Source organism: Chitinimonas koreensis (assembly GCF_014353015.1).
Lineage (GTDB): Bacteria > Pseudomonadota > Gammaproteobacteria > Burkholderiales > Chitinimonadaceae > Chitinimonas > Chitinimonas koreensis.
This window is the reverse complement of record NZ_CP060704.1, coordinates 805,125-817,482: the sequence shown is the minus strand read 5'-3', so window position 1 is coordinate 817,482 and position 12,358 is coordinate 805,125. Positions and strand designations below refer to the sequence as shown.

Sequence of the window (12,358 nt, the reverse complement as noted above, 5' to 3'; positions counted from 1 at the left end):
TTCGGTGCCCACGGTCAGGCCGGCTGCACCGCGCCTTCCTCCTCGCGCCGGATGAAGTCGACGAAGGCCTGCTCGAGCGACAGCACCGAACGCACCTCGACCACCCGGCCGCCGAGCGCGCGCACCTCGTCGAGCACCCGCCACATCGCCGAGGCGGCGATCTCGCCGCGCCAGCGGCCCGGGCGCTCCGGCTCGAAGCCGTCCGGCGCGCGCCCGGACTCCACCAGCACGCGGTAGCGCGGGTCCTGGCCCGACAGCTCCTGCAGCGACTTCACCGCGCGCATGCGGCCGTGGTGGATCAGGCCGAAGCGGTCGGCCAGGCGCTCGACGTCGAACAGCACATGCGACGAGAAGAACAGCGTGCCGCCGCCCTCGTGGTATTCCTGCAGGATCTCCACCACCTCCTTGCGGCCGATCGGGTCGAGCCCCGACAGCGGCTCGTCGAGGATCAGCAGCCGCGGCCGGCAGGCCAGCGCGTGGGCCAGCGCGGTGCGCTGGGTCATGCCCTTGGAGAAGCTGCGGATCGGCTTGTGCGCCACCGCGCCGAGGTCGAAGCGCTCGAGCCAGCGCATCGTGTGGGCCTTGGCATCGGCGCTCGTCACGCCGCAGAGCCGGGCGCCCATCGAGACCACCTCGTAGGGCGTCAGGTAGCCGTACAGCAGCGGGTTCTCCGGCACGTAGGCGAGACCCTGGCGGGCGCGGTGGTCGTGCACCGGCCGGTCGAACACCCAGGCCTCGCCGCGGGTGGCGGTCACGCCGCCGGTGATGATCTTGATGGTGGTGCTCTTGCCGGCGCCGTTCTGGCCGATGAAGCCGAAGGCCTCGCCCTCGACGATCGACAGGTCGATGTCGCTCAGCGCCTCGGTGCGGCGGCCGAGCTTGCCGCGATAGGTCTTGCCGATGCCCTGCAGGCGGATCACGTGATGGGTCATGGTTCCTGCCTCAACTCAATCGCACCGGTTCCAGGCCCGGCACCTCGATGCCGAGCTCGCGCGGGATGCACAGCATGTTGCGCGAACAGATCTCGTCGAAGATATCCACCGGATGGCCGCGGAAGTTGTCGGGATTGAACAGTCGGGGGGTGTGCCAGAACATGTCGTAGCCGAGGTCGTGGATGTACTGCTTGAGCGCGGCGGAGCGGTCGGGACGATCGTTCTCGACGTACATCCAGGGCCGCTCGGCGGCGATCAGCGCGGTGGCGCCCGCCAGCACCTCGCGCTCCATGCCCTCGACGTCGAGCTTGATGAAGGCGCAGCCGCGCAGGTCCAGGTCGTCGAGCCGGCGCACCTCCACCTCTTCGCCCTGCTGGTCCTCGCCCAGCTCCACGCCGCCGAAGTTGTTCTCGTCGTCATAGTCCACCGCCATCTGGCGCAGGCTGCCCGGCGCGCTGCCGAGCGCCAGCTGCATGGCGTGCACGTTGGCGACGCTGTTCAGCGCCAGGTTGGCGCACAAGGTCTGGAACACGATGCGCTGCGGCTCGAAGGCATAGACCCGGCCGGCCGGACCGACCATGGCCGCCATCGGCACGGTGTGGCAGCCGATGTTGGCGCCGATGTCGAGCACCAGCATGCCGGGCTTGAGCAGGAGGCCGAACAGCGCGACCTCGCCTTCGGAGAATTCGCCGTAGACCTCGAGGCTGCGGCCGATGTAGCGGTCGTGCCGGTTGTACAGGATCTTGCCGTGGCGCCAGTCGCCGAGGACGTTGAAGGGCTGTGGCTGGTTCATTGTGCGACCCGTTTCTGCTGCAATTGGATTTTTGGCACCACCGTGCCGTTGACCACCACGAAACCGCCTTGGTCGAGCGGATCCTGCGGGATATGGTCGATCAGGCCGGCCTCGACCAGTTCCTCGAGCCGGCTCAGCGGCCTGCCGGATTGGAGGCGGAAACGCCGGGCGGCGTCGCGCAGCATCTGCACCGTCTCGACCCGCTTGATGCGCAGGTCGAGGTATTGCTTGAGGCCCGGATCGGGCGATTGCGCCGCCAGCGCCTTGATGGTGGCCTTGGCCAGCGCCGGGCTCTCCTCGCGCTCGCTCCACTTGGCCGCCATGTCGAGCAGCATGTTGCGCTGGCCGAGGCTGGGCGCGCGCCGGGCCGCGATTTCCAGCGCGCGGGCGGCGCCGAGGTAGTCGCCGAGGAAATACTGCCGGTTGAAGCCGAGGAAGAACGGCGGATACAGGTCGGCCGGCCGACCGTCGACCGCGCGGCCGAGCACCTGCTGCGAAGCCTCGACCTGGCCGGCCCAGGGCAGCACCGCCGCCGCGATGTAGTAGTTGTCCTCGTGCGCCGGGTTGAGCCAGGCCGCGTCGGTCTGGACGCGGCCGAGCGCCTTGGCGGTGAGCGGATCGAGGTGGTCGGTGCCGATGGTCACCGCGATCCAGGTCGCCAGGTTGGCGGCAAGGAAACGGTCGCCGCCGCTGAGCATCACCTGCACCGGTCGCGGCAGGGTGACGCTCAGCGCCGCCTGCGTCCGCTCGCGCGGGTAGACCGGCAGGCGCTCCACGCTGTAGACGAAGCCGGCGAACAACGCCGCCAGCGGCAGCAGGGGCCAGAGCCGCAGGGGCTTTCTCATGCCTGCGCCACCTTGTCGCGCAACGCCGCGGCCACCTGTTCCAGCAGCTCGGGCCAGGACTGGTCGGGCCGCTTGCGGAACAGCCGCGCGGTCGGATACCACGGGCTGTCGTCGCGCTCGCGCAGCCAGCGCCAATCGGGGCCCTGCGACGGCACCAGCACCCAGACCGGCCGGCCGAGCGCGCCGGCCAGGTGGGCTACCGCGGTGCAGGTGCTGATGACCAGGTCGAGATTCATCATCAGGGCGGCCGTCTCGCCGAAGGAATCGAGCTCGGGCGCCAGGTTCTCGAGCGGGAAGCCGGCCATGTCGAGCGCCTGGTTCGAGGCCTCGTCCTTCTGCATGCTGAACAGCCGCACGCCCTCGACGGTGCCGACCGCCTGCCAGTCGGCCAGCCGGGTCGAGCGGGTGGCATTGCCGGCGAACTTGGGATTGCCGGACCAGACGAAACCGATCTTGAGCCCCTCGACGCCGGCCAGGCGCCCGGCCCAGTGGGCGACGCGGTCGGCCGGCGCGCGCAGGTAGGGCGGCGCCGCGCGCGGTTCGAGCAGGTCGGCGTGCAGGCGCTGCGGCAGCTTCATCTGCGCGATGTAGCAGTCGAACTGCGGCTGCATCCAGTCCACCTCCTCGGCCGCGATCACCCGGCAGGGGAAGTCCTGCTGCTGCATCAATTCGCGCGCCAGCGGAAAGGCCGCCAGCGTGACGTCGCCGTCGATCTCCCGCAGCAGGTGGACGAACTGGAACAGGTCGCCGTAGCCCTGGTCCTGGAACACCACCAGGCGGCGGCCGTTCAGCGGCGAACCGTCCCACTCAGGCATCGCGCTGTGCTTGATCGACAGCCCGCGCGCATAGGCGTCCCAGCCTTCGTCCATCACGCCGCGCGCGAGCAGCTCCCAGGCCAGGCCCATCCAGGCGGTGGCCGTCGCGCCGGGCAGCCGGGTGGCTGCGCGCAGGTGCGGCAGCGCTTCGTCGTAGTGGCGCAGGCGGCCCAGGGCGGCGCCGATGTTGAACTGCGACAGCATATTGTCCGGCTGCAGCTCGGCGGCCCGGCGGTGATAGTCGAGCGCCTCTTCGAAGCGGCCTTGTGTATCGAGCGCCACCGCCAGCTGCTCGGCGCCGGTCGCGTTGCGCTCGAGCGCGTAGTAGCGCCGCGCGGCGGCCTCCCACAGCTTGAGTGCGGCGCGGCCCTGCGCCAGCCGGGCGATGTTGAGCCAGGCCAGCGCCAGGTTCGGCTCGAGCAGCACGGCGCGCTGGTACAGCAGCAGCGCACGCGCCTCCTCGCCGCGGCTGGCCAGCACGAAGGCCAGGCCGTTATGGGCCGCCGCATGCCGCGGCAGGCACCGTACGGCCTCGGCGAAGGCGGCCTCGGCTTCCGCCGACCGCCCCTGCCGCCAGGCGATGCGGCCCAGGCGGAAATGCCATTCGCCGTCGCGCGCGTATTCGCCGAGCCGCTCCAGTACGCCGGCCGCCTCGTCAAGCCGGCCGAGCTCGACCAGCGCGTCGAACCACAACCGGCAGCCTTCGCGGCTCAGGCGGCCCTCCGCCAGCAGCGCGGCAGCGATCTCGATCAGTTCGAGCCATTCGCGCCGTTCGGCCAGCCGGCGCATGCGGCCCAGCCGCAGCGCGGGCTGGGCCTCGGCCAGCGTGCGGCCGTGAGCGCGCAGGCCGGCGCCGAGCCGATCGCCGCCGAAGGCCCGCGCGTGCTCGTGCGCCAGCCGTACCGCGGCCTGCCAGCCAGCCTCGCCGTCGCAGGCTGCAGCCCAGTCGGCAACCGCCGCCGGCTCGGGCGTCGCGCCGGCCAGCCAGGCCAGCACTGACCGCTGCGGCGCCGGCAGCTCGACGCCCTCGCCCAGCCATTCGGCCAGCGCTGGCCGCAGCGTGCCGCGCACCAGCTGTTGCCATTGACCGGCCTGCTGCAGCCGGAACAGCCGCGCCGACGGGTACCACTCGTTCGACTCGCCGTCGGCGTGCCAGCGGTAATCGGGATTGCGCGCGGTGACCAGCACCCAGACCGGCTTGCCCATGGCACCGGCCAGGTGGGCCACCGAGGTGCAGACGGTGACGACCAGGTCGAGATTGGCGATGACCGCGGCGGTATCGGCGAAGGAGCCAAGCCGCTCGCCGAGCTGCAGCAGTTCAAGGCCGTCAGGCAGCGTGCCGAGCTCGACCTCGCCGGCGCCCTTCTGCAGCGAGATCCAGCTCACGCCCGGCAGCACCGCCAGCGGCGCCAGGTCGGCCAGCGCCAGCGAGCGGTTCACGTCGTTCTTCTGCTTCGGATTGCCGGCCCAGACCAGGCCGACCCGCTTGCGGCCGGCCGGCAGCAGCGTGTCGAGCTGCCCGCGCCAGTGGGCGACCAGCTCGGCCGAGGGCTGCAGGTAGGCGGCGTTCGGAATGTCGGCGAGACCCCAGCCAAGCACCATCGGCACATCCATCAGGCGGACCTGGTAGTCGGGCGTGGCGTCGTAGTCCTGATCGGTCGGCACCGCATCGTCGGTCCGCGCCAGCAGCGCGAGCACCTCCGCATAAGTATCGAACACCACGCGCGCGCCGAGCCGCCGCAGCGCCGGCAGGTAGCGCAGGCTGTTGATCACGTCGCCGGCGCCTTGCTCGCTGTGCACGTAGAGCAGCTTGCCTTCGAGCGATTCGCCGCGCCATTCGGGGATCGGCCGGTCGTTCAGCCAGAACGAGCGCGCCCGGTGGGCGAAATGCGGCCAGGCTTCGGCATAGCGCCGGGTGCTGAGCAGGGACCAGCCATAACTGAAGTGCAGGCCGGCATCGACCGGCCCCAGAGCCATGGCCCGCTCGTAGCGCTCGATCGCTTCGTCGAATCGGCGGCGCACCATCAGGTTGTAGCCGTACAGGCGCTCGACCAGCGCCACCTGCTGGTCGCCGACGGCGGCGGCACCGGCCTGCTCGAACAGCTCGGTCGCGGCCTGGTCCAGGCCCAGCTGGCCGAGCCCGGCCGCGACGACGGCGGTCCCTTCGTCGCCGGCGAGCCGCTCCAGCAGCGCAGCTTCCAGCGGATGGTCGCCGAGCAGGAAATCCATGTAGCGCGTCCAGACCACCCGATCGTCGGGATCGATGTCGAGCAGCTCGCGCAACTGCCTGCGCGCCTCCTCGGGCCGCTCCAGCTCGTTCAGGCAGTCGGCCAGCAGCATGCGCGCATCGACATAGGCCGGGTAGCGGGCGACCAGCTCGTGGAGTACGTCGACTGCGGCTTCGACCCTGCCGGCCTGGCGGTACAGCAGCAGCGCGAGGTTCAGCATGGTGCCCGACTGGTCGGGCTGCAGCGCCAGCGAGGCGCGGTAGTGGCGCTCGGCCGCATCGATCTCGCCCGACAGGTGGTAGGCGAGCGCCAGCAGGAAATCGCAGCGCGCGCGCTCGATCTCGTCCGCCGCAGCGAAGTCGGCCAGCGCCTCGATCACGACGGCGGGTTCGCCGGCCTGCAGGCGGGCCAGCATGGCATCGAGCAGGCTCTCGGTGCGATTCTCGTCAAGAAGTGACATTTTTTGGCAATCCCCGGACAGCGCCGTCGATTATTGGAACTGGCGCCGCTCGAACAGCACCATGGCGAGGCCGAGACACAGCAATAGGTAGAAGCCGGCCATCAGGATCGACCAGCCGAACTCGGCCGGGACCGGCCAGACGCCGTAGAGCACCGTATTGCGCCAGTCGAGGCGATCGAGGCTGGGCATCGCCCATTGCAGCATCTCGAGCCAGGGCAGATAGCCGGTCACTTCCTCGGACGAGGCGCGCGGCGAATAGCGCAGGTAGTCGAGCACCGAACCCAGGCCACGCGCAGCGATGGCGAAGGCGAAGGCGACCACCACCGGCAGGAAGGGCGTTTCGGCGATCACGGCCAGCAGCACGGCGAAGGCGGTGACCACCGCGATGTCGAGGAAGATGCCGCCCAGCGTCAGCGCATAGGGCAACCAGCCCTGCGGCGCGGAGGAATCGGCGTAGCCCCAGGCCGACAGCATCACCACGCCCTTGAGCAGCAGGCCCTGGACCAGCACCGCCAGGGCGCTCAGCGCCAGGATGCCGGCATAGCGGCCCAGCACGTAGTGCCAGCGCGGCAACGGATAGGCCAGCATGAACAGGACCGTCTTGTTCTCGACGTCCTTGCTGAAGACTTCCTGCACCCAGAACAGCGCCAGCAGCAATGCCGTGATGCGGATGCCGGACAGGCCGACGTCCATCGCGATGATCAGGGGCTGGCGTAGCGAAAAGGCCGCCGCGAGGAATGCGACGAACATGAGGAAGACGCCCAGGATCAGGATCAGGCGCATGCCGTGGCTGCGCAGGCCGGATTTCAGGGCGACCAGGAAATGAAGCGTGAGGCCGTTCATCGGTAAGCGGATCCCTCGAGTCCAAGCCGATATCAAACCTTGCTCCGCCTTCCGGTTCAAGTGCGGAACCAGGGGATCGATGCGGAGGGAGATGGCCGAATCGGCCGATAGAAAAGCGAAATGCCGACCTGGGCCGGCATTTCGCAGATCTCGCCGGGGCGAGATTGAAGCTTAGGAGCAGCCGTTCGTGGCGGACGTCGGAGCGGTAGCCGCGGTGGTAGCCGGGGCCGAAACGCTCGAGCTTTCGCACTGGGCCACGCCGCCGCCGTCGGACGTGCCACCGAAGGTGTGCATGCCCTTGGACGAGCCCGAACGCACCGAAACGGCGGTCGTGCTTTGGAAGTACGAAGCTTCCACGCCGGTGGAGCACTTCGGCGTGAACGAATCCTTGATGAAGCTGGCCGAGTTGCCGGCAATCGCGACACCGGTGCCGACCGAGCAGGCGTTGCCTGCGGCTTGTGCCTGGGACAGCAGGCCAATGGCCAGCACGCCACCCATCACAACGATCTTAGTGCTCTTATCCATTCATTTTCTCCTGAGAAGAGGAATTCGGTTCGATGCCCTGCGCCTTGCGGCAGAGCGATCTAGGCTGAGGGGAAATACGGGAGCGATTAGCCGCCCGAGTTCGCCACGGCCTGGGTCAGGAAGTTGCGGGCATCGGCCTGGGCGGCCTTGTCCTGGCTCTTCTTCTGGTATTCGCTGAATTGCGGGATCGCAATCGCGGCCAGGATACCGATGATCGCGACGACGATCATCAGCTCGATCAGGGTAAAGCCCTTTTGCAGTTGCTTCATGGTTGCTTCCTTTTTCAAAGGGGTGGAGCGAACGTGTCACACCGACTGGTGCTTCACACCGAACATGCAAATAGCATGCCTGACGATCAACATCCCGTCAAAGACGGACTGATACTGCTGTGCGGCAGGGCGACGCTGCTGCTCTCGCACTGGAACACCGAGCCGGTGAAGCTGCTGCCGCCGAAGGTATGCATGCCTTTTGCGGAAGCGGCCTTGGCCGTGATGTCCGTACCGTTGTCCTGGTACTTCAGCGAGATGGCCTTGGAACACTGCGGCGTGAAGCTTTCCTTCACGTAGTTGGCCTGGGCGCCGACCACCACGACCGAGACGCCGCTGATGCAGCCATCCAGCACCGCGGCCTGGGCGGGTACGGCCAGAAGGCCGGCGAGCCCGATGGCACCGCTGCGATAAGCCACCCTCACGCCATTCTTCATTTCGCTGTTCCTCACGTACCGCACCGCTCGGGCCATCCGTCACAGGCGTACGCCAATCCATGGCAACGGCTACAGCAATCAACGTGCCAAGCTCGGGAAACGGAGCTATGCAAACGCCATGAAAACGCAGCAAAATGCCGTGTTCTTCCCCATCCACCCAGAGGAAACGCAAGCCATGCTCGATCGATTCCTGGCGCGCATCGAAGGCCGGCAGGCCGTGGTCGGCATCGTCGGCTTGGGCTACGTCGGCCTGCCGCTGGCGCTGCGCTTTGCCGAGGAAGGTTTCCGCGTGGTCGGCTTCGACCGCGACCAGGCCAAGATCGCCCGGCTCGCGGCCGGCCAGAGCTACATCGGCCATATCGGCGCCGGGCAGATCGCCGCGGCGCAGCAGGCCGGCATGACGGCAACCGCCGACATGGCGCGGGCCGCCGAGGTCGATGCGCTGGTGCTGTGCCTGCCCACGCCGCTCGACCGCCACCGCGAACCCGACCTGTCCTTCGTGCTCGACACGCTCGACGCCCTGCTGCCGCACCTGCGCGCCGGCCAGCTGCTGTCGCTCGAAAGCACCACCTATCCCGGCACCACCGACGAGGCGCTGGCCCCGCGCATCGCGGCGCGCGGCTTCACGCTCGGCACCGACTTCTTCCTGGCCTACTCGCCCGAGCGCGAGGACCCGGCCAACGACAGCATCACGATGGCCGCCATCCCAAAGCTCTGCGCCGGCCAGACGGCCGCCTGCCAGCGAGCCGCGCTGGCGCTGTACGGCAGCGCCTTCGAGCAGGTCGTGCCGGTGTCCTCGACGCGGACCGCCGAGATGGCCAAGCTGCTCGAGAACATCCACCGCTCGGTCAACATCGGCCTGGCCAACGAGATGAAGGTGGTGGCCGACCGCATGGGCATCGACATCTACGAGGTGATCCGCGCCGCGGCGACCAAGCCGTTCGGCTTCGTGCCCTACTATCCCGGCCCGGGCGTCGGCGGCCACTGCATCCCGGTCGACCCGTTCTACCTGACCTGGAAGGCACGCGAATACGGCGTGCACACGCGCTTCATCGAGCTGGCCGGCGAGGTGAACGGCGCGATGCCGGACTACGTGATCGGCAAGCTGGTCCAGGCGCTGAACCGGCACCGCCGCTCGGTCGCCGGCAGCCGCATCCTGCTGCTGGGCCTGGCCTACAAGCGCAACGTCGACGACGTGCGCGAATCGCCGTCGGTGGAGCTCTTGGTCAAGCTGCAGGAACTCGGCGCCCAGGTCGACTACAGCGACCCGCACGTGCCCTCGTTCCCGGCCAAGCGCAGCCACCGGCTCGACCTCGCCAGCCGCCCGCTCGACGCGGCCACGCTGGCCGAATACGACTGCGTGCTGCTGGCCACCGACCACGATGCCTTCGACTACGAGCTGATCCGCCAACGCGCGCGCCTGATCGTCGACACGCGCGGCCGCTTCCGCGACGGCGCCGACCATATCGTGCGCGCCTGAGGAGTCCCACCGTGTCCCGTACCCGCTTCGCCCTGGTCGGCTGCGGCCGCATCGCCGAACGCCACCTCGACGCCCTGGCCCAGCACCGGGACCGCGCCGAGCTGGTCGCCGTCTGCGACACCGACCCGACCCTGCTAGCCCGGACCGCCGAACGCTTCGGCTGCGCCGCCTATGCCGGCCTGGACCCGTTGCTCGCCGCCGGCGACGCCGAGGTGGTGATCCTGGCCACCCCATCCGGCCTGCATGCGCCGCAGGCCATCGCCGCCGCCGCGGCCGGCTGCCACGTCATCACCGAGAAGCCGATGGCGACCCGGCTGGCCGACGGCCTGGCCATGGTCGAAGCGGCACGGAAGCATGGCGTGCGCTTGTTCGTGGTCAAGCAGAACCGCTACAACGCGCCGATCGTGCAGCTCAAGCAGGCGATCGACCAGGGCCGTTTCGGCCGCATCTTCCAGATCACCTCCAACGTGTTCTGGACCCGGCCGCAGTCCTACTACGACCAGGCGCCCTGGCGCGGCACCCGGACGCTCGACGGCGGCGCCTTCATGAATCAGGCCAGCCACTACGTCGACCTGCTGGCCTGGCTGTTCGGCCCGGTCGAGAGCGTGCAGTGCTATACCGCCACCCAGGCGCGCCGCATCGAGATGGAGGACAGCGGCGTGCTGGCGCTGCGCTGGGCCAGCGGCGCGCTGGGCAGCCTCAACGTGTCGATGCTGACCTATCCGGCCAACCTCGAGGGCTCGCTGACGGTGCTCGGCGAGCGCGGCACGGTGCGCATCGGCGGCACCGCGGTCAACGCGATCGAACGCTGGCAGTTCGCCGACGCGCAGCCCGGCGACGAGGCGATCGGCGACAGCAGCTACGCCACCGATTCGGTCTACGGCTTCGGCCACGTCCGCTACTACCGCAACGTGCTCGACACGCTGGCCGGCGCCGGCGAGGCCGAGGTCGGCGGCGACGAAGGCCTGAAGTCGCTGGAACTGCTCGAGGCCGCCTACCGCGCCGCCGCGACCGGCCAGCGCGTCACCCTGCCGCTGGCGCCATGAGCTACCAGGCCCATCCCACCGCCATCGTCGACGACGGCGCCCGCGTCGGCGACGGCACCCGCATCTGGCATTGGACTCACGTCAGCGCCGGTGCCGAGATCGGCGCCGACTGCTCGCTCGGCCAGAACGTCTACGTCGGCGGCAAGGCCGTCGTCGGCCGGGGTGTCAAAATTCAGAACAATGTGTCGATTTACGACAGTGTGACGCTGGCGGACGACGTGTTCTGCGGCCCCAGCGTGGTGTTCACCAATGTCGTCAACCCGCGCGGCCACGTCTCGCGCAAGCATGCCTACCGCCCCACCACGGTCGGCCGCGGCGCCAGCCTCGGCGCCAACGCGACCATCGTCTGCGGCCATTCGATCGGCGAATACGCGATGATCGGCGCCGGCGCGGTGGTCACCCGCGACGTGCCGGCCTATGCGCTGATGGTCGGCGTGCCCGCCCGCCGGGTCGGCTGGGTGTGCCGCTGCGGCGAGAAGCTGCCGGCCGGCGATGCGCCGCGCTGCGCCGACTGCGGCAGCGGCTATCGCATCGAGGCCGGCCAATGCCATTTCCAGGAAACCGATCCGGCATGACCATCGAATTCGTCGACCTCAAGCAGCAGTACCAGGCCCTCAAGACCGACATCGACGCCGCCATCGCGCGGGTGCTGGCGCACGGCCAGTACATCCTCGGCCCCGAGGTGGCGGAGCTCGAGCGCCAGCTCGCCGCCTACGCCGGCGTGCGCCACTGCATCGGCGTGTCGGACGGCACCACCGCGCTGCAGATCGCGCTGATGGCGCTGGAGATCGGCCCCGGCGACGAGGTGATCACCACCGCCTTCAGCTTCGCCGCCACCGCCGAGGTGATCCTGCTGGTCGGTGCCACGCCGGTGTTCGTCGACGTCGACCCGCACAGCTACAACATCGACCCGGCCGCCATCGAGGCCGCCATCACGCCGCGCACCCGCGCGGTGATGCCGGTCAGCCTGTACGGCCAGTGCGCCGATTTCGACGCGATCGAGGCGATCTGCCGCCGCCACGGCCTGCCCGTCGTCGAGGACGGCGCGCAGAGTTTCGGCGCGCGCTACCGCGGCCGCCGCTCCTGCGGCCTGTCGACCGTCGGCTGCACCAGCTTCTTCCCGTCCAAGCCGCTCGGCGGCTACGGCGACGGCGGCGCCTGCTTCACCGACGACGACGAGCTGGCCCGCCGCATGCGGCAGATCCGCACCCATGGCCAGGACGGCCGCTACCACCACGTGCGGCTGGGCCTGAACGGCCGGCTCGATACGCTGCAGGCGGCCATCCTGCTGGCCAAGCTGGCGGTGTTCGACCGCGAGCTGGCATGGCGCGACCAGGCCGCCGCCCGCTACGATGCGCTGCTGGCCGATTGCGTGGCGACGCCGAAGCTCGCAGAGGGCTGCAGCTCGGCCTGGGCGCAGTACACCATCGAGCTCGACGAGCGCGAGCGCGTCGCCGCCGCGCTGAAGGCGGCCGGCATCCCGACCGCGGTGCACTACCCGACCCCGCTGCATCTGCAGCCGGCCTTCCTCGACCCGGCCCGGCCGGCCGGTGCGCTGCCGGTCGCCGAGCGGCTGGCACGGCGGGTGCTCAGCCTGCCGATGCACCCCTACCTCGACCCGGCGCAGCAGACCTTCATCGCCGACGGCCTGCGCGCCGCGCTGCGCTGACGGCCGGCGCTCCGCCGGC

The 12,358-nt window shown here is 69.6% G+C and carries 12 protein-coding genes; 4 read left to right on the top strand and 8 right to left on the bottom strand.

Going from position 1 to position 12,358, the window contains the following annotated elements; genetic code table 11:
- Positions 1 to 14: 14 nt before the first annotated feature.
- From H9L41_RS03445 to H9L41_RS03410, 8 genes are all read right to left on the bottom strand, one after another.
- Positions 15 to 932, bottom strand: coding sequence for an ABC transporter ATP-binding protein (locus H9L41_RS03445; protein ID WP_034606564.1), 918 nt, complete (start codon positions 930 to 932; stop codon positions 15 to 17).
- Positions 933 to 942: 10 nt separating this feature from the next.
- Positions 943 to 1,725, bottom strand: coding sequence for an FkbM family methyltransferase (locus H9L41_RS03440; protein ID WP_028445665.1), 783 nt, complete (start codon positions 1,723 to 1,725; stop codon positions 943 to 945).
- Positions 1,722 to 2,570: a hypothetical protein gene (locus H9L41_RS03435; protein WP_051318883.1), complete on the bottom strand. Its 849-nt coding sequence runs from the start codon at positions 2,568 to 2,570 to the stop codon at positions 1,722 to 1,724. Before H9L41_RS03435 ends, H9L41_RS03440 begins: the two co-directional genes overlap by 4 nt.
- Complete coding sequence (locus tag H9L41_RS03430; RefSeq protein ID WP_084300064.1) at positions 2,567 to 6,073, bottom strand: tetratricopeptide repeat protein; 3,507 nt, start codon at positions 6,071 to 6,073, stop codon at positions 2,567 to 2,569. Before H9L41_RS03430 ends, H9L41_RS03435 begins: the two co-directional genes overlap by 4 nt.
- 30 nt (positions 6,074 to 6,103) lie before the next feature.
- The gene (locus tag H9L41_RS03425) at positions 6,104 to 6,916 is read right to left on the bottom strand and encodes an ABC transporter permease (protein ID WP_028445664.1); all 813 of its coding nucleotides are present in this window, start codon (positions 6,914 to 6,916) and stop codon (positions 6,104 to 6,106) included.
- Between the two features lie 171 nt (positions 6,917 to 7,087).
- Entirely contained in the window at positions 7,088 to 7,441 is a 354-nt protein-coding gene (locus H9L41_RS03420; protein WP_028445663.1) for a hypothetical protein, read from the bottom strand.
- 86 nt (positions 7,442 to 7,527) lie between these two features.
- Positions 7,528 to 7,710, bottom strand: a complete 183-nt coding sequence (locus tag H9L41_RS26000) for a prepilin-type N-terminal cleavage/methylation domain-containing protein (protein WP_028445662.1) — start codon at positions 7,708 to 7,710, stop codon at positions 7,528 to 7,530.
- A gap of 86 nt (positions 7,711 to 7,796) precedes the next feature.
- A complete protein-coding gene (locus tag H9L41_RS03410; RefSeq protein ID WP_028445661.1) occupies positions 7,797 to 8,144 on the bottom strand; it encodes a hypothetical protein in 348 nt (115 codons plus the stop codon).
- A 175-nt stretch (positions 8,145 to 8,319) separates the two neighbouring features.
- On the opposite strand from H9L41_RS03410, the gene H9L41_RS03405 reads away from it, so the two are divergent.
- The 4 genes from H9L41_RS03405 to H9L41_RS03390 are packed head-to-tail and all read left to right on the top strand — an operon-like array spanning position 8,320 to position 12,339.
- The gene (locus H9L41_RS03405; protein WP_028445660.1) at positions 8,320 to 9,624 is read left to right on the top strand and encodes a nucleotide sugar dehydrogenase; all 1,305 of its coding nucleotides are present in this window, start codon (positions 8,320 to 8,322) and stop codon (positions 9,622 to 9,624) included.
- An 11-nt stretch (positions 9,625 to 9,635) separates the two neighbouring features.
- Entirely contained in the window at positions 9,636 to 10,670 is a 1,035-nt protein-coding gene (locus H9L41_RS03400; RefSeq protein WP_308417303.1) for a Gfo/Idh/MocA family protein, read from the top strand.
- The gene (locus tag H9L41_RS03395) at positions 10,667 to 11,245 is read left to right on the top strand and encodes an acyltransferase (protein WP_051318881.1); all 579 of its coding nucleotides are present in this window, start codon (positions 10,667 to 10,669) and stop codon (positions 11,243 to 11,245) included. The genes H9L41_RS03400 and H9L41_RS03395 overlap by 4 nt, the downstream gene beginning before the upstream one ends.
- Positions 11,242 to 12,339 carry a DegT/DnrJ/EryC1/StrS family aminotransferase gene (locus H9L41_RS03390; protein ID WP_028445659.1) on the top strand — a complete coding sequence of 366 codons (1,098 nt, stop codon included), beginning with the start codon at positions 11,242 to 11,244 and terminating at the stop codon, positions 12,337 to 12,339. Before H9L41_RS03395 ends, H9L41_RS03390 begins: the two co-directional genes overlap by 4 nt.
- Positions 12,340 to 12,358: the final 19 nt, after the last annotated feature.

Excerpts from the sequence above, each read along its gene's own strand:
- H9L41_RS03405 (WP_028445660.1), top strand. The coding sequence starts at position 8,320 with ATGCTCGATCGATTCCTGGCGCGCATCGAAGGCCGGCAGGCCGTGGTC.
- H9L41_RS03390 (WP_028445659.1), top strand. The coding sequence starts at position 11,242 with ATGACCATCGAATTCGTCGACCTCAAGCAGCAGTACCAGGCCCTCAAG.
- H9L41_RS03435 (WP_051318883.1), bottom strand. The coding sequence starts at position 2,570 with ATGAGAAAGCCCCTGCGGCTCTGGCCCCTGCTGCCGCTGGCGGCGTTG.
- H9L41_RS03445 (WP_034606564.1), bottom strand. The coding sequence starts at position 932 with ATGACCCATCACGTGATCCGCCTGCAGGGCATCGGCAAGACCTATCGC.
- H9L41_RS03440 (WP_028445665.1), bottom strand. The coding sequence starts at position 1,725 with ATGAACCAGCCACAGCCCTTCAACGTCCTCGGCGACTGGCGCCACGGC.
- H9L41_RS26000 (WP_028445662.1), bottom strand. The coding sequence starts at position 7,710 with ATGAAGCAACTGCAAAAGGGCTTTACCCTGATCGAGCTGATGATCGTC.
- H9L41_RS03395 (WP_051318881.1), top strand. The coding sequence starts at position 10,667 with ATGAGCTACCAGGCCCATCCCACCGCCATCGTCGACGACGGCGCCCGC.
- H9L41_RS03420 (WP_028445663.1), bottom strand. The coding sequence starts at position 7,441 with ATGGATAAGAGCACTAAGATCGTTGTGATGGGTGGCGTGCTGGCCATT.
- H9L41_RS03425 (WP_028445664.1), bottom strand. The coding sequence starts at position 6,916 with ATGAACGGCCTCACGCTTCATTTCCTGGTCGCCCTGAAATCCGGCCTG.
- H9L41_RS03410 (WP_028445661.1), bottom strand. The coding sequence starts at position 8,144 with ATGAAGAATGGCGTGAGGGTGGCTTATCGCAGCGGTGCCATCGGGCTC.
- H9L41_RS03430 (WP_084300064.1), bottom strand. The coding sequence starts at position 6,073 with ATGTCACTTCTTGACGAGAATCGCACCGAGAGCCTGCTCGATGCCATG.